Origin of the sequence: Methylosinus sp. Ce-a6, assembly GCF_009811655.1 — a bacterium.
Taxonomy (GTDB): domain Bacteria; phylum Pseudomonadota; class Alphaproteobacteria; order Rhizobiales; family Beijerinckiaceae; genus Methylosinus.
This window is the reverse complement of record NZ_BGJX01000026.1, coordinates 1-26,420: the sequence shown is the minus strand read 5'-3', so window position 1 is coordinate 26,420 and position 26,420 is coordinate 1. Positions and strand designations below refer to the sequence as shown.

Below are 26,420 nucleotides of genomic sequence, written 5' to 3'. Positions count from 1 at the left end.
ATCTGATATCGGAGCCCCCCCCTTGACCGGCTCGCCCGGAGAGCCGAAACTTGCCCCACCGAACCCGAAAGCCTCAGGGTTTCATCGTCATGGATCGCCTTCTCGCATCGAGCGCAGCCGCCCAGGAGGCGGTGCGACGGGCTTTGCGGAGACGAGGCGGCGAAGGGCCTCGCATCCGTTTTGGAACCGATCGCGCCGGCATGAGCGCCGCCCAGCGCAGCGAGAGCCTTTCCGTCGGCGCCGTCTCGCGGCCGACGCGGCGCATCCGCTCGATCACCTTCGACACCGCCGTCCACGACCTCGGCAAGCAGCATATTCTGCTGCGCGGCTATGAGATGCACGGCGCCGCTTTTGTGGAACTCAGCTGGGCCCGGCCGATGACGCCAGACGGCGCTCGCGGCTCGATCGAATTGCGCGTGCCGACGCTCGAGGTCGGCAAAATGCTGGGGCTTTCCGAACCTCTGCGTCGATCCATCGCGGACCGCCCGCTGGAGGCGCGCAGCGTCGCCGAGACCGAGCGGCGGGAGCGCGTGCTCGAGCGCGCCGACACGCGCATCGCCGTCGGTTTCGACGACGGCTTCGTCGAATGCGGCGGGCGACGCTCGAATTTTCACGAGATCGAGCTGCAGCTCCTCGAGGGCGCGGAAGACGAGCTGTGGCGGGTCGCCGCCGAATTCGCGCGACAGGCGGAGGCGCGCTTTCTGCCGGCGAGCGAGGCGGAGCTCGCGCTCGCCCGCGCGAGCGAAACGGGGATAGCCCCGGTGAAGGGCCGCCGCCCCGCGCTCGCCCGCGACGCGTCGCTCGACGAGGCGATCGTCGTGACGATGTCCGCCTGTCTCGATCAATTCGTGGCCAATTGGCCGGCGCTGCAGTTTCACGCGCCCGAGGAGGCGATTCATCAGATGCGCGTCGCCTTGCGGCGATTGCGCGCGGGCGCCGGAATGCTGCTCGAAGGCGTCGCCAGCCGAGCGTTGGAGACCGCTTGCGCGCGTGCGAAAGAAATCGCGGCGACGCTCGGCGCCGCCCGCAATCTGGACGTGCTCGCCGACATGCTAATCGCCGGCCCGCTCGCTGAGGCCGATGGCGAGCCGCGCTTCTATGCGCTGCTCGACGCGGCCGAACGCCGGCGCATCGAGACTCACGCCGAGGTCGCCGCGCTGATCGCGGCGCCGCAGACGACGCAATTCGTCGTCGATCTTCGCGCCGCTCTGGCGGCGAAGGATTGGGCTCCGCTCCCCGCAAACGGAACGACGACGGCCGCCCTCGATCCGAGCGCGCCCGGCTCGGCGCGGGAATTCGCCATTCGGTCGCTCGATCGCCTGCATCGGCGCGCGATGAAGAAGAGCCGCGACCTCGCTTCGCTCTCGCCGGAGCAGCGCCACAAGGCGCGCATCGCCTTCAAGAAGGCGCGATACGCGGCGGAATTCTTCGAATCCCTCTTCGACGCGCATGACGAGGCGCGCCGCTATCTGCGGCGGACGGCCGCGCTGCAGGACAAGCTCGGCGTCTCCAACGATCTGGCCGTCGCGGCCGAGCTTTTACGCGAGCTCGGCGAAGCAGATCCGGCTCTCGCGCCGGCGAGCGCTTTCGCCGTGGGTCGGTGCGCCCATGCGCGCGACCGCGGCGCCGTCGATTGGAAGAAGATCGAGAAGTCCGCGAGGAAGCTCGAGACCTTCTGGCGCTGACACGCGCGAGGAACCATGAGGCGCGCCGAACGTTGATCATTACGGGGAGCGGGCCGGTTTCTCGAAATGAACAACATGTCGCCGCAATGGCGCGACCCGATCGAATGGACGCGTCCGCAGCCTCTCAAGATCGCGCAGATCGCGCCGCTGATCGAAAGCGTTCCGCCTCGCCTCTATGGCGGCACGGAGCGCATCGTCTCCTATCTCACGGAAGAGCTCGTCGCGCAGGGCCATGAGGTCACTCTGTTCGCGAGCGGCGGCTCGGCGACCTCCGCGCGCCTCGTCTGCTGCAGCGATCTGCCGCTGCGCCAAAAGGGCGGCGTGGATCCGACGCCCTCCTATCTGCTGATGGTCGATCGCGCGCGGCGCATGGCGTCGCAATTCGACATTCTGCATTTTCATGTCGACCATCTTCATTTCCCGCTGTTTCGCGACATCGCCGCCCATACGCTGACGACGCTGCACGGGCGCCAGGATCTGCCGGATTTCGAACGCCTCTACGCCGGTTTTCCGGAAATGCCGCTCGTCTCCATCTCGAACGCGCAGCGCGAGCCCATTCCCCACGCCAATTTCGTCGGAACCGTCTCGAACGGCCTGCCGCTCGATCTGCTCGCGCCGACGCTTCGTCCAAAAGGCGATTATCTCGCCTTTCTCGGCCGCGTCTCGCCGGAGAAGGGGCTCGCCAATGCGATCGCCATCGCCAAGGCCGTCGGCCTGCCGCTCGAGATCGCAGCCAAGGTCGACGTTCCGGACAGGGCCTATTTTCACGACGTGATCGAGCCGCTGCTGTCTCCTCCCGACGTCACATTCGTCGGCGAGATCGACGACCGCCGCAAATGCCGCTTTCTCGGCGACGCGCGCGCGCTGCTGTTTCCGATCGAATGGCCGGAGCCCTTCGGCCTGGTGATGATCGAGGCGATGGCCTGCGGCACGCCCGTGCTGGCCTTTCGACGCGGCTCGGCGCCGGAGATCGTCGAGGAAGGCGTCACCGGCTGCCTCGTCGACAGCGTCGAGGAGGCGATTCAACGCTTCGACCGCCTGCTCTCGCTCGATCGCGGCCGCGTCCGGCGGAGCTTCGAGGCGCGCTTTTCCGCCGCGCGCATGGCGAAAGAATATGTCGCGATCTATCGCCGGCTGTTGCGTGATCCTGCGCCCGCAGAGCTGCGCGCTCGTCCCATTGTCGTTCCGCCGACCTATTTCAACGAACATGTCGAGGACACAATCGAACCGGACCACCCCTATCCCACGCCCTAGCTCGAACGGCGAAGACGTCGCGGCTCCGGCCGCCGGAGCGCCGCCCGAGGCGGGCGGCGACACGCCACAGGCGCATGAGCTGCAATTCTATATACCGGCGACCGGCCCGCCATCGCGGCCGCGCCGGACGCTGAAGCACGACGACACATTCGCCGTCTTCGACAGCCATGGCGACATAGGCGCGACCGCAGGCGGGCCGGATGGGCTCTTCGATCACGATACCCGCTATCTCTCGCATCTCGAGCTGCTGATCGAAGGGGCGCAGCCGCTGCTGCTCGACTCGGCGCTGCGCGACGACAATCTGAGCTTCTACGTCGATCTCACCAATCCGGATATTTTTCGCGACGACAAGATCGCTCTGCTCAAGGATTCCGTCTATGTCTCGCGCACGCTCTATCTGAAGGACGGCTCGCTGCGCGAGCGGCTCGAAATCTCCAATCAGAGCGCCGAGGAGGTTCGACTCAATCTGTCGATCGGCTTCGCCAATGATTTCGCCGACATATTCGAGGTGCGCGGCGTGCGGCGGGCGCGGCGCGGACGCGCATGGACGCAGCTTCTCGCGGCCAGCGCCGTCGCGCTCTATTATCGCGGCCTCGACGGCGCGCTGCGCGAGACGGCGCTCTCCTTCGAGCCCGATCCGTCGCTGCTCATCGACAGCCTCGCCACCTATTCGCTACGGCTCGCGCCGCGTCAGGCGCAGACGATCTTTCTCACCGCGGCGAGCCGCGGACGCTTGCCGAAATCGACGCAATCCTTCTTCAACGGCCTCACCGGCCTGCATCGCGAATTGAAGGCGACCACCATCCAGAGCGCGCATGTCGAGACCGCTGATCCGACGCTCAACCAGATTCTCTGGCGCTCGACCGCGGATGTGCGAATGCTGCTCACCAAGACGCCGGAAGGTCGCTATCCTTATGCAGGCATTCCCTGGTATTCGACGACGTTCGGACGCGACGGAATCATCACCGCCCTGCAGATGCTGTGGTTCGATCCTTCGATCGCGGTCGGCGTGCTGAAGCGCCTCGCCGCCCATCAGGCCGATGATGTCGACGCGCGCGCCGATAGCGAGCCGGGCAAGATTTTGCACGAGATGCGCGACGGCGAAATGGCCGCGCTCGGCGAAGTGCCTTTCGGCCTCTATTACGGATCGGTGGACTCGACGCCTCTGTTCGTCGTGCTCGCCGGCTATTACGCCCGGCGCACGGGCGATTATGCGCTCGTCTCCGAGCTCTGGCCGGCGATCGAGCGCGCGCTCGCCTGGATCGACGGGCCCGGCGATCCGGACGGCGACGGGTTCGTCGAATATGCGCGCCATACGGACCAGGGCCTGCGCAATCAGGGCTGGAAGGATTCGCACGATTCCGTGTTCCACGCCGACGGGCGTCTCGCCGAAGGGCCGATCGCGCTCGTCGAGGCGCAGGCCTATGTCTATGCCGCGCGGCGTCTCGCCGCCCATTGCGCGCGCGAGCTCGGCCTCGACGATCGCGCGAAGGAGCTGACGCGCGCCGCCGAGACCCTGCGCGCGCGCTTCGAGGACGCGTTCTGGTGCGAGGAGATCGGAACCTATGCGCTGGCGCTCGACGGCGAGAAGAAGCAATGCAAGGTGCGCACGAGCAATGCGGGACATGCGCTCTATGCGGGGATAGCGCAGCCGGATCGCGCGCAGAGAGTCGCCGAAGGCCTGCTCGACTCCGCATTTTTTTCCGGCTGGGGCTTGCGCACCGTGGCGCGCGGCGAGAGCCGCTACAATCCCATGTCCTATCACAACGGCTCCATCTGGCCGCATGACAATGCGCTCATCGCGCATGGCTTCGGCCGCTACGGCTTCAAGGACGAGGTCGCCGCGGTTTTCGATTCGCTGACGCGCGCGGCGAGCTATATGGAGGCGCGCCGCATTCCAGAGCTCTATTGCGGCTTTCGGCGCCGGCGCGGGCGCGGTCCGACGCTCTATCCCGCCGCCTGCTCGCCGCAGGCCTGGGCGGCGAGCGCGCCCTTCCTCTTCATCCAGACGATGCTCGGTCTCGAATTCGATCACAAGGCGCGACAGATCCGCCTCGTCAATCCGGCCGTGCCTCCCTCGGCGGGCGAGATCGTCATACGCGATCTCTCGCTCGGGGAGGCGCGCGTCGATCTGGCGCTGCGGCAAGACGTGCGCTCGGCCATCTCGCTGCATGTGCTGCGCACGATCGGCGACGTCCAAGTGTCGCTCGTCTTCGATCCGGACGTGCGGGAGCATCCGCTCACGGTGAAAGGCTGAAACGCGGCGCCGCGTTCACAGCGTGACGGAACCTTTCGCGCGGCTCCGCGTTGCTTCGGGACGATCGAGCCCCCACAAAGGAGCTGACAATGGCGAGCGCCAATCCGGACTTCAATCTGGTCTCGAGCGAGGACGTCGCGGGCGCCACGGTTTTCGATCGCCTCGGCAATGAGCTCGGCGAGATCGACCATCTGATGATCGACAAGGTCTCGGGCCGCGTGCGCTACGCCGTGATGAGCTTCGGCGGCTTCCTCGGCCTCGGCCACAGCCATTATCCGCTGCCGTGGAACTCTCTCTCCTATGACAGCGAGCGCGAAGGCTATGTCGCCGACATTGTCGAGCAGCAGCTGCAAGACGCGCCGGAGTTCAGCGACGACAGTTGGAGCGATCGCGACTGGGAAAAGCGGGTCCACGAGCATTATCATGCGCGTCCCTATTGGGACGAGCAGCAGACGCAAGCAAGCGAACAGCAGCCGCGCCCGCGCGGTTGAATCTCGTGGATCGACAGACTTCGCCGCGATGCGTTAAAAATCTCGACCGGTCGATTCGCGCTTCGGCTTTTTCCAGACTTCTCGTATTTCGAATGGAGATTGCAGGTGACAATTCAACGCTTCGCGGCGGTCGGACTCGCGGCCGCGCTTTCGTCGGCGCCGTCGGTCCCCGCCTATGCGCAGGCCGACGGCTTCTTCGTTCCCGATCGGGTCGGGCTCCTCGCCGCCGCCCCCTACTCCTATCTCTACCGATATCCGGCGCCCTATCCTTACGTCTACGCCCGCAACGGCTGTCTCGTGAACGCGGCGGTCTTCGATGGCTGGGGCGCGTTTGTCGGCTATCAGAGACTGCGCGTCGCCTGCTGATCGGCGACCTTCTTGTCGAGCAGTATCTGATTGGCGTCGAGCGAGAACTCCTTCCACGCCGCCGCTATGTCGAGCAGCGTGACATTGAGATAATCCTTCGACGGCTTGTGCTCCTCGGGGAAATTGGAGAGCGCGCAGGACGTGCGGTTGTAATCGATGACGCCGTCGAGCAGCTCCTGGATGAAGCCGTCGAAGGACTTTTGCACGAGCGGCGTCAGATCGGACCGCCCCTTGTCCACCGCGACGACCGAATGGTCGAAGGGAAGGCTCTCGAGCACGGCGAGCGCCTCCTTCAGCGCCGCCTCCATCGCGCCGAGCATGGCGCGCTGGGTGATCTGCTCGCGCTGGCCGTTGGAAAGGCCGAAATTGAGCCGCTGCCGATAGCTGGCGAAAGTCGGCGCGCGCTTGGCGTTCACCCATTCGCGGAAGCGCGCCAGGCTGGCTTCGTTCAGCGCCTCGCCCGAGGCGCCTTCGCTGGAAATTATCATCGACGTCTCCTTCTGGTCGAGAAGGCGCCGCCGGATGCGCTCCGCCGCGACCAGCGCGCCCTCGAGATAGCCGCCGCCCTCGCGCGCGGTCTCCGTGCCGCCGAGATAGAGCTTGCCCTCCCAGAACGCTTGCCGCAGCAGCGGATCGCCATAATCGGGATGCTCCGAGGGCGGCGTCAGATCGATCGTCGCGCAGGTGAAGGGCTCGCGCGCCCAATCCTGTATATGCTGCTCGCCGCCGGCCTCGAGCGACTTGCCGAACAATTGGACGAATTGGCTGTCGATGAGCATGGGCATGCCGCCGCCGAAGGCTTCGCGCAGCTCCGCCGAGAGCGCGAAGAAGCCGCCGACCGCCGCGCGCTCGCCCGTCGCGTCGCAGGCGTCGAAGATTTCGCCCAGCACCGCCTGCTCATGGGTGGCGAAAGCATTGCCGGAATGGCCTTCCGCGCGCCAAGCGGGAGGGCCGGAAAAGCCGACGACGGCCTTGGCTTGCGCCGCCATCCAGGTCGGCGCGCTGCGCATCGCGTTGCGGCTCAGAGCGTCGAGCTCCGGCGCGAAGGCGAGATGCTCCGCGAGCAGACGCGGCGGAACGGCGAGCACCGCCCGCTTCGCCGTCACCGTCTCGGTTCCGCCTTCCGTCTCGAAGGAAAGCTCGACATGATCGCCGCGATCGGAGATGGCGCGCAGAGCCGAGGAGAGATGGATCGCCTCCGGCGGAATCGCCGCCGCCAGGGCCTCGATCAGCGAGGCCATGCCGCCATCGAGGCGGCGCGCGCCGGAATGGAGATCGGGCGTCATGCGCGTCTCGGGCTTCTTGTCGCCGAAAGCGAGCAGCAGCGCCGTGCCCGGATCATATTGCGGAAAATCCGTGAGCCCGAGCTCCTTCACCAGGGCGGCGATGGTCGGCTGCGTGGCCGGCCAGAACCAGGTCGGCCCGAGATCCACGCGCAGTCCCGAGGCTTTGTCCTCGACCGACAAAACGCGGCCGCCGAGTCGCGGACGCGCCTCATAGAGCGCGAAATTCACCCCCGCCACGGCGAGGCCGCGCGCCAGCGCCAAGCCGCAGGCTCCGCCTCCGACAATCACAACGTCCAGCATCGTTCAGCTCCCGAGCCATCAGGCCTTTTGCGGCACAGCGACGCAAAGCGCGTGCCGGGGATTTTGTCGCTTTTGCGCCCTTGCCGCTGGCGCCCGACATGCAACGCGCGACGCGCCCTCCGACGAGAGAGACGACAGTGACTGAGGACCGCAACCGCCTCGGCGAGGAGACGAGCCCCTATCTCCTCCAGCACAAGGACAATCCCGTCCATTGGCGGGCCTGGTCGGCGGAGACGCTGGCGCTCGCCAAGGAGCGCGGCAAGCCGATCCTGCTCTCCAGCGGCTACGCCGCCTGCCACTGGTGCCATGTGATGGCGGCCGAGAGCTTCGCGAACGAGGCGATCGCCGCGCTGATGAACCAGAATTTCGTCAATGTGAAAGTCGATCGCGAGGAGCGGCCGGACATAGACCATCTCTATCAGCAGGCGTTGCAGCTCACTGGCCGGCGCGGCGGCTGGCCGCTCACCATGTTTCTCACTCCGGAGGGCGAGCCCTTCTGGGGCGGAACCTATTTCCCGCCCGAGCCGCGCTACGGAATGCCCGGCTTCGCCGATATTCTGAAGGCCGTCGCCGAGCTCTGGCGCGAGAAGCCCGAGGTCGTCACGCGCAATGTGACGGCGATCGGCGACGGGCTGAACCGTCTCGCCGAGACCGCCCCGGCGGAGCCCATCTCGCCCGAGCTCGTCGAGACGATCGGGGAAAAGCTCGACGGCTATATCGACCGCGTGCATGGCGGCGTCGGCGGCGCGCCGAAATTTCCGCAGGCGGCGAGCCTCGAATTCCTCTGGCGCGCGTGGAAGCGCACGGGCCGCGCCTCCTATCGCGAGGCGGCGCTGACGACGCTCGACCATATCTGTCAGGGCGGAATCTACGACCATCTCGGCGGCGGCTTCGCGCGCTACTCCACCGACGAGCGCTGGCTCGTCCCGCATTTCGAGAAGATGCTCTATGACAACGCCCAGCTCGTCGATCTGCTGACGCTCGTCTGGCAGGAGGAGAAAAAGCCGCTCTACGCCGCGCGCATAGAGGAGACGATCCAATGGGCGCTGCGCGAGATGCGCCTTTCCGAGGGCGTCTTCGCGAGCAGCCTCGACGCCGACAGCGAGCATGAGGAAGGCAAATTCTATGTCTGGACAGCGGCGGAGATCGACGCCGTCCTAGGCGACCGCGCGGCGGCCTTCCGCGCCGTCTACGACATCGAGGACGGCGGCAATTGGGAAGGCAAATCCATTCCCAATCGCCTGCGCGGCATGGATCTCCTTGCGGCGGAAGAAGAGACGGCGCTGGCGGCGGATCGCTCGAGACTGATGACGGCCCGCGCGGCGCGCGTGCGGCCCGGCCGCGACGACAAGGCGCTCGCCGATTGGAACGGGCTGATGATCGCGGCGATAGCGACCGCGGCGCAAGTCTTCGAGCGGCGCGACTGGCTCGCCGCGGCGACGGCGGCGTTCGATTTCATCGCCGCGCAGATGACGACCGCCGATGGCCGCTTGCTGCACTCCTATGGCGCCGGGCGCGCGAAACATATGGCGGTGCTCGACGATTACGCCGATCTCGCCCGCGCCGCGCTGGCCCTCCACGAGGCGACGGGCGAGACGCGCTTTCTCGAGCGCTGCCGCGACTGGGTGGAGATCGTCGAGACGCATTATCGCGATATGAGAACCGGCGGCTATTTCTTCACCGCGGACGACGCCGAGGCGCTGATCCGCCGCGCCAAGATCGCCGAGGATGCGCCGCTGCCCTCCGGCAATGGCGCAATGACGCAGGTCCTTGCGCAGCTCTATCATCTGACCGGCGAAGAGCGCTACCGCGCGCGCGCCGAGTCGGTTCTCGCCGCTTTCGCCGGCGTCGCGCGGCGCGGCCTGCTCGGCTATTCGACTCTGCTGAACGGCGCCGAGACTCTGCGCGACGGATTGCAGATCGTCATCATCGGCGAGCGCGACGCGCCGGATACGGAGGCGTTGCTGCATGTCGTGCATCACGCGAGCCTGCCCGGCCGCACGCTCGCCGTCGTCGCGCCGGGCGCGGGCCTGCCCTCCGCGCATCTCGCCGCGGGCAAGACGCAGATCGACGGAAAGGCCGCGGCCTATGTCTGCCGCGGCGCGACCTGCTCGCTGCCGATCGTCGAAGCGGAAATGCTCGCGCGCGAATTGCGCGCGTGAGCTAGAATCTCTCCGTGCTTCATTGAAACACGGAGAGATTCTAGATCTTTGTTTCAACGCGTTTCCGACGCCGAAGCGGCGTCCACTTCGGCTGGAAACGCTAGGGCGCCCTCCAGGCGAGCGCCGCCGCATAGCCCGGCGGCGCCTCGAGGCGCGCGGCGCGAAGATCGCCCCACTCCGTCTCCGCATGGCGCAATTCAAAGAGATCGCCCTGCCCCGGCCAGACCGAGAAAGCCTGCAATTTCTCGCCTATGCCGAGCCCCAGCGCCTTCAACGCGGCCTCCTTGGCGACCCAGCGCTCGAAAAAGCCGGCGACGTCGATCGCGTCGCGCTCCTGCGGCGTCAATGCGATCGATGCGAGGCCAGCGACATCCGCCGTCTCGTCCATGCGCTCGATGTCGACGCCGACGGGCAGATGCTCAGCGATCGCGATGAGCGCATGAGCGCCCGAATGCGAGACATTGAACTCCAATCCGCCTTCCGCGAGGCGCGGCTTGCCGTGAAGCCCGGCCTCGAAGCGCAAATCCGCCGGCGCGACGCCGATCCTCTCGCCGAGCAGGCGACGCAATGCGGCGCGCGTCGCGATCATGCGCAGCCGATCCTCATGTCGCAGAAAACGCAGCGCGCGCTCCCGCTCCTCCGCGGTAAGCACGCCCCAATCGGCGTCGTCCCAAGGCGCGGCAAGGTCGAGATCGAGCCGCATGACCTCGATCCGACCTTCGCCGACTATGGGAAACCTTCGTCTCGTCACCCGCCCTCCTCTAACCCTGCTCCGCGCGCGCCTCTTGCGCCTCTACGACCGGCGCGCCGAACGTCTCGATCGCCTTCTCGAAAGCCGAGGCGCTCGCGCTGCGCAAGGGACAATAGGGAATGCCATGGCTCTCGCACAGGCTCTTCACCGCGCCGACCGCGCGATGGCTGACGCAATCGACGGGAAAGAACACCGCATCCGCGCGTCGCACCAGCTCGCTCAACATGGCGCGATTGTCCTCCATGCCGCCGTCGTGATGAATCAGCGAGCCGTTGCGGCGCGCGACGAGTCGCTGCAGCCGGCAGACCGTGCGCGGCCGCCCGCCGACATAGAGCAGGCAACGCCCGCAAAGATCGCTCTCGCGCGATTCTGCGGCAATTGCGATCTCGGATGTCACGGCCGGCGGCGCGATTCGCCGCGCCGACTCGACCTCGACGACACGCGCCTCTTTCGCTTTCAACCTCTCCAGGCGCCGTTCGAGACGCGCATGATCCTCGCGCAGATCGGCATGAGCGCAGCGCAGCGCCGCGAGCTCGCGCAATGTCTCGTCGCCCCTCTCTTCAGCGCGCAGCGCGTCGATCTCCCGGCGCAGGCTCACGCATTCCGCCGAAAGCGCGCGCGCTTGGCGAAGCTCTTCGCCGAGCCGGCCGATCTCGCCGCGCAGCCGCGCGAGCTCGTCATTGCGCTCGGCGATGACATTGGCGAGACGCCGCGCGATCTCGGACTTCGCGCGTCGCGCCTCGGCGACCTCGCGCGCCTCGCCGCGATGCGCCGCGCCGCTCAGATGCGACATCATGTGAATGTCGCCAAAGATGCGCGTCTCGACGCCCGCAGGCAGGCGCGGATGCCCGATCAGAGCCCAATAGGCGCCCGGAACGAAACCATTGTCGACGGCGCTCTCCCAATAGTCGAGGAATTCCTCCTCGCCGTCGAGCGCCTTGGCCTTGCGGACCGCGCCTTCATATTTGGCGTCGAGATGCTTCTGCACCGCGCGGGAGACGACATTCTCCTCATGCATTTTCTCGACGAAGAGGCCATGGATCTGATAGTCGCCATAGCGCGCCTCATTGCCGAGAAAGCCGGTGCGCCTCGCGATCTTGCGCAATTCCGCGACCGTGAGGCAGGTGCCGACGATCGAGCAATGCGACGCGCCGATGATCTCCCATATGCGCCGGCGCGCGTCCCGACGAACGAGCGGCGCGAGCTCGAAGCTCTCGACCGCCAGGGTCGATTTCAGCGCGCTCAGCGAAACCAGCGGACGCCGCTCGCTCATATCGCCGTCTCCGCGACCGCGTCGCCGCGCGGATTTGTCTGCTCGAGAACGGCGTCGAAGCCTTCGAACTCCGGATGCCCCACATAGAGCGGCTTGTTCTTGCCGGCGTCCTTGTGCGAATCGCGAAACTGCTGCGAGGTCGTCCAGGCGAGGAAGGCCGCCTTCGTCTCCCACATCGTATGCGAGGCGTAGAGCGTGTGATCCTCCCGCTCCGGCCCCCTCAGGAGATGAAAGGAGACGAAACCCTCCATTTCCTCGAGGCGCGTGCGGCGCGACGCCCAAATCTGCTCGAACGCCTTTTCTTCGCCTTTGACGACCTTGAAGCGGTTCATCGCGATGAACATGTCGAACTCCATTTTTCCGGCCGCGCCCGGCGGCTCGCCTTTCGACCATCGTCGCTCGGCGCCGCGTCGCGATCAAGTCCCGGCGGCGGAAAGGAAGCTGCAAGATTTCCAAAAATCTTCTCTGCAAGCTTTCCAACCCTCTCTCCACGATGTCGCCCGAAACGCCGCGATCATCGGCGGCGATGGAACCGACGCGAAGGAGAAGGCAAAAATGTGCGACATCGAAGGAGAAAGACGCAAGATCGACGCTCTGCTCGAGCAGGCGGCGCGCGCGGCGCCTGCTGGCGTGCGCACGGACGAGAGCGCGCTCGCGGAATTCTGCCTCGTCGCCGCGAGCGAATATTACTCGACCGAGTGCCCGGACGAATGCCTGCGTCGGCGCTGCGTCGATTTCGCGGCGCGGGTGATGCGGCGCTGCGCCTCTCGAGCGCATTCGGACAAATCATGTCCGAATGCGCTCTAAGTTTATTTGGATTCGCATGTTCTTTTCTGAAAACCGCTTCGCACTTTTCGGGAACATGCTCTAATGCTCAGGAAAAGGCCTGAGCGATATCGGCGACGAGATCGTCGGGATGCTCTATGCCGATCGACATGCGCACGAGCGCCGGCGTTATGCCGATCTCGCGCCGCGCCTCTTCCGTGAGCCCCGAATGCACAGTCGTCGCGGGATGGCACACGAGCGATTCGGTGCCGCCGAGGCTCACCGCGAGCTTGAATATCTGTAGCCGATTCAAAAAGGCGAAGGCGTCCTCCTCGCCGCCTTCGACCTCGAAGGAAAAGGTGGAGCCCGCAGAGCTCGACTGGCGCAGCATGAGCGCGCGCGCCGGATGATCCTCCGGCAGCAGCGGCGGATAATGCACGCGCGCGACCCTTGGATGGGCGGCGAGAAAATCGGCGACGACCGCAGCATTGCTCGCGGCGCGGCGCATGCGCAGCGACAATGTCTCGAGCGAACGCGCCAGCATCCAGCAGGAATGCGGATCGAGCTGCGTGCCGATGGCGTTGCGCATCGCGCGGATCGGCGCGAGCGCGGCGCGCGCGCCGATGACGGCGCCGCCGATGAGATCGCTGTGGCCGCCGACATATTTGGTGAGCGAATAGAGCGACAGATCGGCGCCATGCTCGAGCGGCGATTGGAACACCGGGCCGAGCAGAGTGTTGTCGCAGCACAGGATCGGACGGCGTCCCTGACGCGCGCCGATCTCCTGCGCTATGGCCGCCACCAGGGCGATGTCGACGAGACTGTTCATCGGATTGGACGGCGTCTCGACGAAGATCATCGCGACGCTCCCCGCGGCCATGGCGCGCTCCGCCGCGCCGCGCACCGCGCTTTCATCCAGCCCGTCCGTGAAGCCGACGCTTCTCACGTCGAAGGGCGCGAGCGTGCGGCCGATCAGCACTTCCGTGCCGCCATAGAGTGGGCGGCTGTGCAAGATGACGTCGCCGGGCTTCGCATAAGCGAGGATCGTCGTGACGATGGCCGACATGCCGGAGGAGAACACGAGGCCCGTCTCCGCGTTCTCATGCGCGGCGAGACGATCCTCGAGGATCTCGAGATTGGGATGATTGAAGCGCGAATAGACGAGCCCCGGCTGCTCGCCGCGCTCGGGCGCGCTGCGGCCGGCGAGATAATCGAAATAATCGCGCCCCTCTTCGGCCGTGCGGAAGGCGAATGTCGAAGTGAGAAACACCGGAGGCTTGACCGAGCCTTCGGAGAGAGCCGGATCGTAGCCATAGCCGAGCATCAACGTCTCCGGGTGGAGACGATGCTGGCCGATGCGGATCTTGTGATAGCGCTCGCTGCTCATGACGGCTCTCCTCTCGTCGACGCGTTCGATGAATGTGTTGCGATTCACAATCGTCTTTCACGCCATCGCCTTCGTCTCGCGCACATGTCCACACAAATGAGTACCTAGTTTTTTCCGCTAAGGTCGCATGCGCGTCACACTCGCCGGAAATCGACGACAGATCACGCGATTGCGGCTCGCCGTCGTTGACCGAATCTCGGAGCGGGACTTAGCATTTCAATAGCCACATGATCGTCGGCGAGCGGACAGCGACAGCGCGCGGCCTCATGTGGCGCCGAACTTTGTTGAAAAAGGATTCTCCTCGATGAAGAAATTATTCTCGGCCACCGCGATAGCCCTGGCTCTATCCGCTGGAGCGGCGCTCGCCGCGGATCTCCCCGCCATCAAGGCGCCGCCGCCGCCTCCGCTTCCGCCGCCGCCTCTGTGGACCGGATTCTACGCCGGTTTGAACGCCGGCTATTCATGGGGCGCGACGAACACCATCGACGTCGCGACGGTCAATGTCTTCGACTCGTTCGGCCCCGCCGGCTTCCTCGCTCCGATCGTCATCGATCCCCGCGCCGGCTCTGCGGCGCTGGCGGCGAGCGGCACCGCCAACGCCCAGCGCAACGGCTTCATCGGCGGCGGCCAGGTCGGCTACAATTATCAATTCGGAAACAGCTTCCTGGTCGGCCTCGAAGTCGATTTGCAAGGAGCCGGAATCCGCAGCGAAAATAGCTTCATCGGCGCTTCCTCGTGGAACGCCTTCGACATCGGTCCCGGCCTTATCAGATTCGATCGCGCCGCCGCGTCCGCGACGACAGTGACGTCGCGCACCGACTGGCTCGGCACGGTGCGCGGCCGTTTGGGCTACATCTGGGGACAGTCGTTCCTGCTCTATGCCACCGGCGGTCTCGCCTATGGCGGCACTCAGGCGACGACTCAACAGTCGCTGTTCTTGAACAACACGCTGTCCATTCTCCCTCCGCTCTTGTCGATCAGCGTCCCCTTCGGCTCGATCGGCGGCTTCGCGCGCTACAACGAGTCGCGCATCGGCTGGACGGTCGGCGGCGGCCTCGAATGGCTGTTCGCGCCGAACCTGAGCCTCAAGGCCGAATATCTCTACTATGATCTCGGCACGGCTCGCTATCTGAACGGCCCGCTGGCCGCGGTCGGCCCGCAGATCTCGGTGCTCGGCTTCACCACGCCGCTCCTCACCTCGGTCAACCAGGGCGTCACGCGCGTGAAATTCGACGGCCATGTCGCGCGCATCGGCATCAACTATCACTTCTTCACGGCGCCGCCGCCGGCCCCGGTCGTCGCGAGATACTGATCCGATCTCTTTTGGCTCCCAGATCGCGAGAGCCCGGCCTCACGGCCGGGCTTTTCGTTTTCGTCGCAGCGAAATCGGCGTGGATATTTCGTAGCGGATCGCGCGAGGGTCTTTCCGTGCTTCATTGAAGCACGGAAAGACCCTCGGCATTTGTATTCACGCGTTTCCGACGCCGAACCGGCGTCCACTTCGGCTGGAAACGCGCTAGTGGCTTGCGTCGATGAAAGTGAAGACGCTCGGCCCCCTCCCCAGCCCTCCCCCGCTGCGCGGGAGAGGGAGCAGATTCGGCGCTTCATCGAGAATATGCGAAACGTCGACGCCCCTTCTCCCGCAAAGCGGGGGAGGGTGAGGGAGGGGGCCTTCGGGTCTTCAGTTCGAATGACGCAGGCCACGAGAGCCATTCGAGCTCGCATGTTCTTCTCGGAAAACCGCTTCGCACTTCTCGGGAACATGCGCTAGAAGCGCGCGACGCAACGAAAGCTCTGCTGTTTATGACCTCCGCTCCCGCCTGGGCCTGGGCCGTCTTCACGCTGACCGCCGCCGGGGGTCAGACAATGCGCAACGCTCTGCAACGCGACCTCACCGATTCTCTCGGCGCGGCCTGCGCGACATTCGTGCGCTTTCTCTTCGGCTGTCCCTTTTCCTTGCTCTTTCTGGCCGCCGCCTGCGCGATCGTCGGCGCGCCGCCGCCGACGCCGGATGCGCGCGCGCTGCTTCTCATCGCCACGGCGGCCGCGCTGCAGATCGCGGCGACGGCGCTGATGCTCGTCTCCATGCGCGAGCGCTCCTTCCTCATCGTCACGGCGCTGCTCAAGACGGAGGCGGCCCAGATCGTCGTCTTCGGACTCGTGTTCATGGGCGAGCCGGCGACGCCGCCGCTCGCGCTCGGCGTTCTCTCGGCGACATTCGGCGTGCTCGCGCTTTCGCTGCCGGACCCGGCCGCCGCGCTGCGCGGCGGCGCGCCATGGCGGCCGATTTTCTACGGCCTCGCCTCGGCCGCGCTGTTCGGGGTCTCCACCGTCTGCTACCGCGAGGGCGTGCTGGCGCTCGGCGGCGGCTCCTTTGTCGTCGCGGCCGCGACCGAGCTCGTTCTCGGCCTCGTCTTGCAAACGGCGCTGATCTTGCTCTATCTGAGCGTCTTCGACCGCGGCGGTCTCTCCGCCATCCTCGCCCATTGGCGAGAATCTCTTTCGGCGGGGCTGATCGGCGCCTTCGCGACGCTGTTCTGGTTCCTGGCCTTCGCTCTCGAATCCGCGCCGCGCGTTCGCACGCTGGCGCTGATCGAGATCTTGTTCGCGCAAATGGTCACGCGCCGCATGTTCGCGCAGAAGACCGGAGCGCGGGAATGGCTCGGCGTGGCGATGCTCGTCGCCGGCGTCGCGGCCGTGTTGAACGGCGGATGAGGCTTTCGGTCTCTTTCCGCAGAATTGCGAGATCGATATGGCGTCCCAGATCGACGGCCCCCGAATTCAGCCCAATTCCGGCAAGGCCAAGCAGCTCGTCGTCTTCCTCCACGGCTATGGCGCGGACGGCAACGATTTGATCGAGATCGGGCGGCAATGGCGCTCCTTTTTGCCGGACGCCGCTTTCGTCTCGCCTCATGCGCCGGAGCGCTGCGCGCTGTCGCCCGCCGGACGGCAATGGTTTCCGCTGACGATGCGCGACCCGGAGGAGCGCTGGCGCGGCGTGGTGGCGACGCGGCCGCTGCTCGACGCCTTCCTCGCCGAGGAGCTGGCCCGGCACGAGCTCGAGGAGAGCCGTCTGGCGCTCGTCGGCTTCAGCCAGGGGACGATGCTGGCGCTGCATGTGGGCCTGAGGCTTCGCCGGGCGCCCGCCGCGATCCTCGGCTATTCGGGCATATTGGTCGCGGGAAGCGATCCGGCGGACATTCCACCGCAATTCGGGACCAAGCCGCCGTCGGTCCTGCTCGTCCATGGCGAGGAGGATTCGATGATTCCGGCGGAGGCGCTGCTGCTCTCCGCCAATGCGCTCGCCAAGGCCGACGTGCCGACGCAATGGCATCTCTCCGCCGGTCTCGACCATGGCATAGACAACGCCGGCCTGCTGCATGGCGGCCTGTTCTTGGCGAGAAGCTTCGGCCTGCCCGTCGAATTCGGCCGGCGCGGCGGACGCTGAGCCTCGGTCAGAGCATGGTCCCGAAACGCGTGAAGCGGTTTTCGGGACCAATGATTCTAGAGCGCCGGCGCGCCGTCGCGGCCGGCGCCCGCGCCGACCGGGGCGAGCACCTCGTCGAGCGGCGCCAGCGCGCGGCGCACGGCGCGGCGCAGGCCCGCGGGCCTGTAGAGCTGCTTCGTCGCCTCGACGATATGGACGCCGCCGCCGGGCAGCGAGAAGCGGCCGGCGATCCGCTCGAAGGCCGGCGCCGAGCGCAGCAGAAAAGCGCGAGCGAAAGGCGGCACATAGAGCGCCTCGCCCCAGAACACCGGCAATAGCAGCGTCTCCTGCAGAAGACTCTGGAGCTGGCCGCGCGAATAGGGATGGCCGTGGCCGAAAGGCGTCGTGTCGACGCGCGCCCAGAGGCCCGAGCGGCTGGGAACGACGACGATCACCCGTCCGCCCGGCGCGAGGACGCGCCAGATCTCCTCCAGAATATCGCGCGGCGATTCGCCGACCTCGAGCGCATGGACGACAAGAACGCGGTCGACGCTCGCATCCGGCAGCGGCATCATCGTGGTCTCGACGAGCGCCGAGGCCGAGCGGCCGCCATTGGGCCAATGGACGACGCCTTGGGCGGCCGGCATGAAGGCGAGCACGCGCTGCGCCCGCTCCTGGAAATCGACGAGATAGGGCGTGGCGTAGCCTATGCCGAGGACGCGCAGGCCCGCATGGTCCTCCCAACGGCTTCGCACCATGCGCCCGACGAGGCGCCACGCCGCCTGGCCGAGCGGCGATCCGTAAAAACTCCGCAGGTCGACGACGTCGAGAGACATATTTGCTATTTCGCAATATCTTCCGCGCGACGCAAGCGCGAGCGACAGCCGCGGCAGGGGCGCCTGCGTCGCTCGACCTTCCTCGAGGGGAAGTGACAACGCCTCGAAAGGAGCGGCCCGATGGGCGTGGAAGTCGTTCAATTCACTTGCCTCGCCGATAATTTCGGCTTGCTGCTGCGCGACGAGGCCACAGGCGCCGTCGCCTCCATCGACGCGCCCGACGCGCGCGCGATCGCGGCCGAGCTGTCGCGGCGCGGCTGGCGCCTCACCGACATTCTGGTCACGCATCATCACGCCGACCACATCGGGGGCGTGGCGGGGCTGAAGGAACTCTATCCGCAGGCGCGCGTCGTCGGTCCGCGCAAGGATCGGGCCCGCATTCCGGGCCTCGACCTCGAGGTCGGCGAGGGCGACCTTGTAAAGGTCGGCGCCGCCGCGGCGCGGGTCATAGAGGCGCCGGGACATACGATCGGGCACATTCTCTATCACTTCGAGGAAGATGCGATCCTCTTCGTCGGCGATGTGCTGTTCTCCTTGGGCTGCGGCCGCGTCTTCGAGACGCCGATGGACGTCATGTTCGCGACGCTCGAGAAGATCGCAGAGCTGCCGCCGGAAACCCGCGTCTATTGCGGCCACGAATATACGCAAGCCAATGCGCGTTTCGCCCAGACCGTCGATCCGCGCAATCTTCTGCTCGCCGATCGCGCCCGCGAGGTCGACGCGCTGCGCGCGCAGGGCAGAGCCACTCTGCCGACGACGATCGCGCTCGAGCTCGCGACCAATCCCTTCCTGCGCGCGGAGGACCCCGAGCTGCGGCAAGCGCTCGGAATGGAGACCGCCGATCCCGTCCATGTCTTCGCCGAGATGCGCGAGAGAAAGGACGTTTTCCGATGACGACCTCGCCCGACGCCCCGCCCTCGGCGGCGGAAATCGTGCGTCTGCTGGATCTCGCGCCGCATCCGGAAGGCGGCTTCTATCGCGAGACCTTTCGCGATTCCCGCATCGTCGAGGACGGCCGCGCCGCCTCGACGGCGATCTATTATCTGCTCCGCGCCGGCGAGATCTCCGCTTGGCATCGTGTCGACGCCGCCGAGATCTGGCATTTCTACGCCGGCGCGCCGCTCGCTCTCGATCTTTCGGCGACCGGCGACGCCGCCCATCGGCGCATTCTCGGGCCGGACGTCATGCGCGGCGAGCGCCCGCAGATCGTCGTTCCAGCCGGACATTGGCAGAGCGCGCGGAGCCTCGGCGCCTGGACGCTCGTCGGCTGCACCGTCGCGCCGGGCTTCGAATTCTCGCGCTTCGAGCTCGCGCCCGCCGATTTTCCGCCGCCGCGCGCGAACGGCGAAGAATAGGCCCTCAGACCAGTCGAAGCGAATTCGGGTCGCTCGAACGATTCCGTTCGAGCGGAACGCGCTCTAAACGCCGCGTTTACTTTTTGGCCCCAATAGTGGCGCCCTTACGTATTCGATCGATCAGGCCCGCCGATGCAATTGCGCCACCTCGCCGACAAGGCGGTTTCTTCCGGATTGCCGGAGGCCTCCACTCCCTCCGCGGCGGTCGCGGCGACTGCGCCGCCACAACCTACGGGCCACGATCCCCACGCCATCCTGCTTTCGATCGGGATGTTGTCCTATGAATGGGACATCGCCACCGACCGGCTCATATGGGGCGAAAATCTCGCGGAAGTGCTGGCGCCCTTCGCCCAGCTCGATCTCTCGTCGGGCCGCGCCTATGGCGAGCGCCTCGCCGCGCAGAGCGCGACCTCGCGCTTCGACGCCATCGTCATGTCGACGGGCGCCGACGACGGGCGCGGCGTGTTCTTCAACGCGATCTACGCCCTCGCCCCGCCGCGCGAGACCGGCGGCGGCCCGCTCGTCTGGATCGAGGACTACGGCAAATGGTTCGCCGGCCGCGACGGCCGCCCGGCCCGCGCCATCGGCGTCCTCCGCGTCATCACCGAGCGCCACGAGATGGAGCGCCGGCTGTCGAGCAATGCGCAATTCGACGCGCTCACCGGAGCGATGAGCCGCGCGCTGCTCGCCGAACATTCGCTGCGCCTGCTCGGCCAACCGGAAAAATCGCGCAAGCCCTTCGCCATTCTGCTGGTCGCGCTCGAAAATCTCTTCGCCCTCAATCGCACCTACGGCTATGACGCCGGCGACGAGATCATCGTCGGCCTCGCCTCGCGGCTGCGCGCCAATGTCCGCGTCAATGATCTCGTGGCGCGCTACGCCGGCAATAAATTCGCCGTGCTGCTCGAGAATTGCGACATCGAGCAGGCCAAGGCGACGAGCCTGCGGCTCATCGAGGTCATCGCCCATTCGCCTTTCACGACCGACGCCGGCGCGATTTCCGTGACGGCGCGGATCGGCGCCGTCGTCGCGCCCCGCGACGGAAGATCGCCCTCCGTGCTCTTCCAGCACGCCGAGGAGGCGCTCGACGCGGCGCGCCAGCGCAACGCCCAGCGCCTCGTGTGCTACGCCACTTCGCTCGCGCGCGACAATGGGCGGCTGCACGCCCTGCAGATTTCCGACAGCGTCGTCTCCGCGCTCAACGAGCGCCGCGTCGAGCTCGCCTTTCAGCCGATCGTCTGCGCGCAGTCCGGCGCGACGTCCTTCTACGAGGCGCTGCTGCGCGTGCGGCTCTCCGACGGCTCCATCGTCGCGCCCGGCGACATCATGCCGATCGCCGAGAAATCGGGCCTCGTGCGCCTGCTGGACCAGCGCGTGCTGGAGCTCGCGCTCACCCGCCTGCGCGCCGACCCTGCGCTGCATATTTCGGTGAACGCCTCCGTCGCCACTCTGCACGATCCGGAATGGCCGGAATGGCTCGCCAATGTGACGCGCGTCTATCCGGGCGTCGCCGATCGCCTCACCATCGAAATCACCGAGACCACTCTGATCGACGATTTCGACAAGACGCGGCAGCTCATCGGCGAGTGCAAGCGCTTCGGCATCAAATTCGCCATGGATGATTTCGGCGCCGGACACACGTCGTTCCGCAATCTGCGCTTGCTCGACTTCGACTTCGTCAAGATCGACGGAGTCTTTATCCAGAACATCGTCAAATCCGAGGACGACCGCTTCTTCGTCCGCACGCTCACCGATCTCGCCAAGCATCTCGGTCTGAAGATCGTCGCGGAATGGGTGGAGGACGAAGTGACAGCGGGACTGCTGCGCGGCTGGGGCGTCGACTACTTCCAAGGCTCGCTGTTCGGCTCGGCGGTCGTCGCCGCCTCGCCGTCCGAGGCTCACGACATCTCCCGCCGCGCCTGACGCGATACGAGCGTTTCCAGCCGAGGCGGACGCCGGTTCGGCGTTGGAAACGCAGTCGAGCGGCTCGGCTCGCGCCAACGACGGCGCGGGAGCGGAATGCCGCTCGCCGGCGCTCAGCCGCTCTTGCCGGACAATTGGTCGATGCGCTTGTTCAGCTCGTCGAGCTGACGTTTCATCTCGTCGAGATCGGAGCGGGGCGGCGTTTCGGAGGCCGCGGCGGGCTCGGCGGAGGCGGCGGGCGGCTCGGCCGGCAGGCCGAAGGGGTTGAACATGGTCAGCGCATGGCGGAACACCGCCATATTCTTGCGCGCCTGCTCCTCGAGCGACTGAAAGGCTTGACGGGTCGGCTCGCCGAAAGGCGCGCCCTCGAGCGCCTGGGACACCTGATCGCGGAACTTCTGCTGATCGCGCGTCAGCCGATCGATGCTGAACTCGAGATAGCTCGGCACCAGCATCTGCATCGAATCGCCGTAGAAGCGGATGAGCTGGCGCAAAAATGCGATTGGCAAAAGGCTCTGCCCGTCCTTGCTCTCCTGCTCGAAGATGATCTGCGTCAGCACGGGACGGGTGATGTCCTCGCCGGTCTTGGCGTCGCAGACGACGAAATCCTCGCCGCGCTTGACCATGGCGGCGAGGTCCTCGAGCGTGACATAGGTGCTCGTGCCCGTGTCGTAGAGACGCCGATTTGCGTATTTCTTGATCGTCGTCGGCTTCTTCTCGGTCGCCATTTTTCGCCCGCCGCCTCCGTCATCCTGGCGCGCCGCCACGATCTTTTCGGCTCCGGCGGGCTGAGCGCCGGTCCCCTTCTCATATTTCGGCGTGCGTAGCAAAATACCCTCGTTCCTGGTACGGCGATCGGAATTGCGACCGCAACTCTTCCCCGAACGATAGCCGCAACCGGACGCATCCCGCAATAAATTCGTCGAGAAATGGTTTCGCGGGGGCCGCCGCGAGCGCGCGCCCCTCGATCCTGGCCGCGGCCTCGGCTATACTGCCGATAAATCATTCGCGCTCCCGCCGGGAGCCCGCGACGCGGATCGGAGGACGACATGCAGATCGCCAAGCTGCCGATCGCCAAGCTGCCGGTCGTCAAGCTGCCGGTCGTCAAGCTGCTCGTGGCGGCGGCCGCGGCGCTCCTCGTCGGCGCCTGCAACACCACGAGCCTGGCCGAGCAGCGCGCCGCCGACGAGGCGCGTTGCCGCTCTTACGGCTTTCGAACCGGGACCGAAGCTTTCGCGAAATGCCTTCTGCAGGTGGACCTCGACCGCGCCGCCGAGCGGCGCGCCGTCCGCTACGACTATGCCTATGGCTTCGGTCCACGGGGCTCGCACTGGGGCCGAGGCTGGTGGTGACAACCGCCGGCGGGCTCCGATCCCGGCGAAAATCTGGTCGGAAATCGGCGATTTCACGATTTTTCGCCACATCGCAGCAAGGCTTTTCCTGCAAAGCGGCAATGCGCTAAGAGAGGCGTGGCCGGCCGAGAGCCGCGCGCTTGAGACAGGCCTGCCTATGTGCGAAACACGCGCAGCGGTCGATTCGCCTCAAATCGGCCTCCCGAGAAAGCCGCGAGGACGCCGGCGAGGGCGAGACGGGCCGGAAACGGAATTGGGCTCATGTTGTTCAACATCGAAGCCGACCGTGGCGACCAGATCGTCGGCTATGTCGTTCCGGACGACTATTCCGCCTCGCCGACCCTGCGCATCACCGAGAGCGGCATTCAGATCGCGGAGCTCCCCTGCCGCGAGGCGCGCCCCTCGCTCGTCGCCGCCGGCCGTCACGCGACGGGGCTCTGCGGCTTCACCGTCGACGATTCGATCGTTCCGGGCCTCGCCCTGAACCGCAGCCTCGAGATCAGCGAGGCCGAATCCGGCATTCTGATCTATCGTCGGCGCAATGGCTCGGAGGTCACGCATCAGCGCGTCTTTCGCCTGGAGACGCATCTCTTCCCGCTCTGGCGACTGGACGAGAAGGTCGAGCACAAGTTCCAGTTCTTCCACAAGGGCGTGGAGCGGCACGGACGCGAGACCGCGCTTCAAGTCTTCATGCTGGACAATGTGTCTTCGCTCTATGTGAGCGGCCGTCTCACATTCAACACCTATTCGAACTACATACACGACAAGTTCAAGACCATTATTCTGATGCACGATCCTTATCTCGAGCTCGCCGAGCGGCTGCTGACCTTGAAGCATGTCTCGCGCTTCGGCGACGAGCTGCTCGGGGCGAGAGACATGCTCTCCTATCAGCGGGCGATCGAATTCGCCCAGCAGATCGAGCCGGACGGCGCCGGGCTGCGGCGCGCCTTCGACGCCATGCCGCGGGACGTCATCGGCGTGCTGGCCAATCCGCTGACACGGCAGCTCTCCGCCGATTCGCTCGACGAGCCGCCGCCCAAGAACGGCATAGCCAAGGCGCTCGCGGCGCTCGCCAGCTTCTCCGTGGTCGGGCTGCGGGAGACCCAGGACCGTTTTCTCGAGGAGGTCGAAGCCCTGCTGGACATAGAGGCCGCGACGCTTCCGCCTCTCCCCTATTTCGCGGCCGTCGGAGAGCTGGCGCGCGAGCTGCGCCGGCTGCCGGAGGTCGAGCTGCTGATCGAGCAGGATCTCGAAATCTACCACACCGCCAAAGCTGCGATCGAGGAGGCCTATTGACGACGACGCATGACGCCGCGACGGCGCTGGACGCCTCGCGCTCGCCGCATTCGGCGCAAATTGTCGGCCGGCTCCGATGATCGAGATCAGGCCGCCGAAGGAGAGGCAGGACGAGGGCCTGCGCCTGCGCCCGGACGCTCCGCGGCCGTCGCGCTCGCTCGTCCCGATCGGATGGCTGCGGCCGCTCTCCCATGCGCCGGAGGCCGCGCGTCAGATCGTCGTCCAGGTCGAGCGCATCGCGACGGAAGCCAATCGCGCGCTCGAGAGCCGGACCAGGATCCCGCCGATCTGGCTGAGCTTCATCGCCTTCGTGCTGGTTCCGTCCTTTGCGGCGACCTTCTACTTCGCGTTTCTCGCTGCCGATCAATTCGCCGTCGAGACGCGGTTCGCCGTGCGCGCGATCGAATTGGAGGCGGTCGCGACGCCCAAGGGAGAGTCGGCCAGCTTCACCTTCACGCCGTCGGGCCAGAACGCCTATATCGTGACGAGCTATATCCGCAGCCGCGCGATCGTCGCCGACGTGATAGGCAAGCTCGACCTGCGCGCGATCTTCCGCAGGCCGGAAGCGGATTTCCTGACACGCCTGCGCCGCAACGCGACGATGGACGAGCTGACCGAATATTGGCGATCCATGGTCGAGACCACCGTCGACGCCCAGTCGAGCCTCGTCACCGTATATGTCCGCGCCTTCCGCAAGGAGGACGCCTTCGCGCTCGCCTCGGCCGTCGTCGCGGCGAGCGAGGCGCTGGTCAACCGCATCTCCGAGCGCGCGCGGCGCGACGCCACCGCAATGGCGGAAAAAGACGTGCGCCGCTCCTTCGAGGCCGTGCAGGCGACGCTCGCCGATCTCCACAAGTTCCGCGACGAATTCGGCGTGATCGATCCGACCCTGACCGGAGCCGAGATCGGCCGTCTGCTGGCGCCGCTCGTCGCGCAGAAGATCAAGCTCGAGAGCGAGCTGTTCGTCGCCGGCCACGAGCTCGCCCCGGACGCGCCGACGGTGCGCGTGATGCGCGAGCAGCTCGATTCGACCGAAAGGCAGATCAAGGAGCTCAAGGGCAAGCTCACCTCGAGCCAAGGCGCGAATTCGCCCGGCTCCACCGTGGCCGCAAATCTGGCGAAATTCGAGGAGCTCGAGGTTCGCAAGGCGATGGCCGAACGTTTCTACGCGCTCTCCAAAGCCGATCTCGATCGCGCCACGCTGCGCGCCAATCGGCAGAGCATCTATCTCACCGTCTTCGTTCCCCCGGCCGCCCCCGAAATGTCGCGCTATCCGCATCGGGTGAGCTATTCCCTGCTGGTTTTCCTCGGCTTAGCCATCGTCTGGGGCATCGCCGCCCTGCTCCTCGCCACGATCGACGATCACAGGCTCTGAGCGGGATTTTGCAAAAGCGGTCCGGCGCGACAAAAGGCTTTACCCGAGAGGGGAATCGAACGAATCTGGAGCGCGAAAGGAGAGGTCGACGATCGATGGCGACAAGGGACGGCGATTTCTGGGACGGCGATTTCTGGGTGTTCGGCTATGGTTCGTTGATGTGGCGGCCCGGCTTCGAATTTCGCGAGAGCGCCCTCGCCTGGGTGCATGGCTACCACCGATCGCTCTGCGTCTTCTCCCATGTCCACCGCGGAACGCGGGAGCGCCCCGGCCTCGTGCTCGGCCTCGACTATGGCGGCTCCTGTCTCGGCGTGGCCTTTCGGGTCGCCGGCGCGGCGCGCGAGGAGACGATCGACTATCTTCGCGCCCGCGAATTGGTGACCTCCGTCTATCTCGAGCGCACCGTGGGGCTTCGCTTCGCCGAGGGCGGCGCGGCCCGCGCGCTGACTTTCATCGTCGACCGCGCCCATGAGCAATATGCCGGGCGTCTGTCGATCGAGGAGATGACGCGCCTCGTCGCGGGGGGCGTCGGCGCCTCGGGCGACAATCCTTCCTATGTGCGCAACACGCATGATCATCTGCGGCGGCTCGACATTCGCGATCCCGCCCTCGCCGAGATCGTGCGCCGCCTCGCGGCGCAGGCGGCGCCCCTCGCCGAGAGCGCTTGAAAAGCGCCTCGCCTTCTCCCCGCGAGCGTGGAGAAGGTCGGCGAAGCGATCGACGCCCCATCCCAAACCCTCCCCCGCTACGCGCACGGCTGTCCGGGGAAAATCAGGCATAGTGGAGTTCCAGCTGGTCTGGGGATTTCCATCGGCTCGGGACGAGGTATTTGGGCGGCGGCTCGTCGAGGAGCGCGATGGGTCGGCGGGCGAAGAGGAA

General features: G+C 66.3%; 24 protein-coding genes. 17 read left to right on the top strand and 7 right to left on the bottom strand.

What is annotated here, in order from left to right; translation table 11 throughout:
* Positions 1-200: 200 nt before the first annotated feature.
* The 5 genes from Mspo_RS14860 to Mspo_RS14840 all read left to right on the top strand — a co-directional run bounded on the left by Mspo_RS14860 (position 201) and on the right by Mspo_RS14840 (position 6,053).
* On the top strand, positions 201-1,685 hold the full coding sequence (locus Mspo_RS14860) for a CHAD domain-containing protein (protein ID WP_244613464.1): 1,485 nt from the start codon (positions 201-203) through the stop codon (positions 1,683-1,685).
* 66 nt (positions 1,686-1,751) lie between these two features.
* Positions 1,752-2,939, top strand: a complete 1,188-nt coding sequence (locus tag Mspo_RS14855; RefSeq protein ID WP_159731062.1) for a glycosyltransferase family 4 protein — start codon at positions 1,752-1,754, stop codon at positions 2,937-2,939.
* Positions 2,893-5,196 carry an amylo-alpha-1,6-glucosidase gene (locus Mspo_RS14850; RefSeq protein ID WP_159731060.1) on the top strand — a complete coding sequence of 768 codons (2,304 nt, stop codon included), beginning with the start codon at positions 2,893-2,895 and terminating at the stop codon, positions 5,194-5,196. Before Mspo_RS14855 ends, Mspo_RS14850 begins: the two co-directional genes overlap by 47 nt.
* Before the next feature lie 89 nt (positions 5,197-5,285).
* Positions 5,286-5,687 (top strand): PRC-barrel domain-containing protein, encoded by a 402-nt coding sequence (locus Mspo_RS14845; RefSeq protein WP_201281716.1) that lies wholly within the window; start codon positions 5,286-5,288, stop codon positions 5,685-5,687.
* A 105-nt stretch (positions 5,688-5,792) separates the two neighbouring features.
* Positions 5,793-6,053, top strand: coding sequence for a hypothetical protein (locus Mspo_RS14840; protein ID WP_159731058.1), 261 nt, complete (start codon positions 5,793-5,795; stop codon positions 6,051-6,053).
* Here the strand turns inward: Mspo_RS14840 and Mspo_RS14835 are convergent.
* Positions 6,029-7,639 (bottom strand): FAD-dependent oxidoreductase, encoded by a 1,611-nt coding sequence (locus Mspo_RS14835; RefSeq protein ID WP_159731056.1) that lies wholly within the window; start codon positions 7,637-7,639, stop codon positions 6,029-6,031. The two genes, Mspo_RS14840 and Mspo_RS14835, sit on opposite strands and share 25 nt — an antisense overlap.
* 137 nt (positions 7,640-7,776) lie before the next feature.
* Here Mspo_RS14835 and Mspo_RS14830 point away from each other — a divergent pair, with 137 nt between their 5' ends.
* Complete coding sequence (locus Mspo_RS14830) at positions 7,777-9,801, top strand: thioredoxin domain-containing protein (RefSeq protein ID WP_244613463.1); 2,025 nt, start codon at positions 7,777-7,779, stop codon at positions 9,799-9,801.
* Between the two features lie 100 nt (positions 9,802-9,901).
* Here the strand turns inward: Mspo_RS14830 and Mspo_RS14825 are convergent, their stop codons facing one another.
* From Mspo_RS14825 to Mspo_RS14815, 3 genes are read right to left on the bottom strand one after another with little or no spacing between them, the layout of a single operon-like run.
* Entirely contained in the window at positions 9,902-10,504 is a 603-nt protein-coding gene (locus Mspo_RS14825; RefSeq protein WP_159731052.1) for a 4'-phosphopantetheinyl transferase superfamily protein, read from the bottom strand.
* Positions 10,505-10,562: 58 nt separating this feature from the next.
* Positions 10,563-11,825, bottom strand: a complete 1,263-nt coding sequence (locus tag Mspo_RS14820; protein WP_159731050.1) for a DUF2325 domain-containing protein — start codon at positions 11,823-11,825, stop codon at positions 10,563-10,565.
* Positions 11,822-12,169: an antibiotic biosynthesis monooxygenase gene (locus Mspo_RS14815; RefSeq protein WP_159731048.1), complete on the bottom strand. Its 348-nt coding sequence runs from the start codon at positions 12,167-12,169 to the stop codon at positions 11,822-11,824. The genes Mspo_RS14820 and Mspo_RS14815 overlap by 4 nt, the downstream gene beginning before the upstream one ends.
* Before the next feature lie 211 nt (positions 12,170-12,380).
* Between Mspo_RS14815 and Mspo_RS14810 the strand changes: the two genes are divergently transcribed.
* Positions 12,381-12,632 carry a hypothetical protein gene (locus Mspo_RS14810; RefSeq protein WP_159731046.1) on the top strand — a complete coding sequence of 84 codons (252 nt, stop codon included), beginning with the start codon at positions 12,381-12,383 and terminating at the stop codon, positions 12,630-12,632.
* 67 nt (positions 12,633-12,699) lie between these two features.
* On the opposite strand, the gene Mspo_RS14805 is transcribed toward Mspo_RS14810, so the two are convergent.
* Positions 12,700-13,977 (bottom strand): cystathionine gamma-synthase family protein, encoded by a 1,278-nt coding sequence (locus Mspo_RS14805; RefSeq protein ID WP_159731044.1) that lies wholly within the window; start codon positions 13,975-13,977, stop codon positions 12,700-12,702.
* 304 nt (positions 13,978-14,281) lie between these two features.
* On the opposite strand from Mspo_RS14805, the gene Mspo_RS14800 reads away from it, so the two are divergent.
* The 3 genes from Mspo_RS14800 (at position 14,282) to Mspo_RS14790 (ending at position 17,425) form a co-directional block, all read left to right on the top strand.
* Positions 14,282-15,289 (top strand): outer membrane protein, encoded by a 1,008-nt coding sequence (locus Mspo_RS14800; protein WP_159731042.1) that lies wholly within the window; start codon positions 14,282-14,284, stop codon positions 15,287-15,289.
* Positions 15,290-15,780: 491 nt separating this feature from the next.
* Positions 15,781-16,692: a hypothetical protein gene (locus tag Mspo_RS14795; protein WP_159731040.1), complete on the top strand. Its 912-nt coding sequence runs from the start codon at positions 15,781-15,783 to the stop codon at positions 16,690-16,692.
* Between the two features lie 37 nt (positions 16,693-16,729).
* Positions 16,730-17,425 (top strand): alpha/beta hydrolase, encoded by a 696-nt coding sequence (locus tag Mspo_RS14790; RefSeq protein WP_159731038.1) that lies wholly within the window; start codon positions 16,730-16,732, stop codon positions 17,423-17,425.
* A 56-nt stretch (positions 17,426-17,481) separates the two neighbouring features.
* Here the strand turns inward: Mspo_RS14790 and Mspo_RS14785 are convergent, their stop codons facing one another.
* Positions 17,482-18,240, bottom strand: a complete 759-nt coding sequence (locus Mspo_RS14785) for a class I SAM-dependent methyltransferase (protein ID WP_159731036.1) — start codon at positions 18,238-18,240, stop codon at positions 17,482-17,484.
* Positions 18,241-18,360: 120 nt separating this feature from the next.
* Here Mspo_RS14785 and gloB point away from each other — a divergent pair, with 120 nt between their 5' ends.
* The 3 genes from gloB (at position 18,361) to Mspo_RS14770 (ending at position 21,518) form a co-directional block, all read left to right on the top strand.
* On the top strand, positions 18,361-19,134 hold the full coding sequence (gene gloB / locus Mspo_RS14780) for a hydroxyacylglutathione hydrolase (protein ID WP_159731034.1): 774 nt from the start codon (positions 18,361-18,363) through the stop codon (positions 19,132-19,134).
* Positions 19,131-19,595, top strand: coding sequence for a cupin domain-containing protein (locus Mspo_RS14775; protein WP_159731032.1), 465 nt, complete (start codon positions 19,131-19,133; stop codon positions 19,593-19,595). The genes gloB and Mspo_RS14775 overlap by 4 nt, the downstream gene beginning before the upstream one ends.
* 132 nt (positions 19,596-19,727) lie before the next feature.
* Positions 19,728-21,518, top strand: a complete 1,791-nt coding sequence (locus Mspo_RS14770; protein ID WP_159731030.1) for a bifunctional diguanylate cyclase/phosphodiesterase — start codon at positions 19,728-19,730, stop codon at positions 21,516-21,518.
* A gap of 113 nt (positions 21,519-21,631) precedes the next feature.
* On the opposite strand, the gene phaR is transcribed toward Mspo_RS14770, so the two are convergent.
* A complete protein-coding gene (phaR, locus tag Mspo_RS14765) occupies positions 21,632-22,246 on the bottom strand; it encodes a polyhydroxyalkanoate synthesis repressor PhaR (RefSeq protein WP_159731095.1) in 615 nt (204 codons plus the stop codon).
* Positions 22,247-22,567: 321 nt separating this feature from the next.
* On the opposite strand from phaR, the gene Mspo_RS14760 reads away from it, so the two are divergent.
* The 4 genes from Mspo_RS14760 to Mspo_RS14745 all read left to right on the top strand — a co-directional run bounded on the left by Mspo_RS14760 (position 22,568) and on the right by Mspo_RS14745 (position 26,209).
* On the top strand, positions 22,568-22,870 hold the full coding sequence (locus Mspo_RS14760; protein WP_159731028.1) for a hypothetical protein: 303 nt from the start codon (positions 22,568-22,570) through the stop codon (positions 22,868-22,870).
* A 261-nt stretch (positions 22,871-23,131) separates the two neighbouring features.
* A complete protein-coding gene (locus Mspo_RS14755; RefSeq protein ID WP_159731026.1) occupies positions 23,132-24,166 on the top strand; it encodes a hypothetical protein in 1,035 nt (344 codons plus the stop codon).
* A gap of 76 nt (positions 24,167-24,242) precedes the next feature.
* A complete protein-coding gene (locus Mspo_RS14750) occupies positions 24,243-25,541 on the top strand; it encodes a capsule biosynthesis protein (protein WP_159731024.1) in 1,299 nt (432 codons plus the stop codon).
* Between the two features lie 95 nt (positions 25,542-25,636).
* Positions 25,637-26,209, top strand: a complete 573-nt coding sequence (locus Mspo_RS14745; protein ID WP_159731022.1) for a gamma-glutamylcyclotransferase — start codon at positions 25,637-25,639, stop codon at positions 26,207-26,209.
* Positions 26,210-26,420 lie beyond the last annotated feature (211 nt).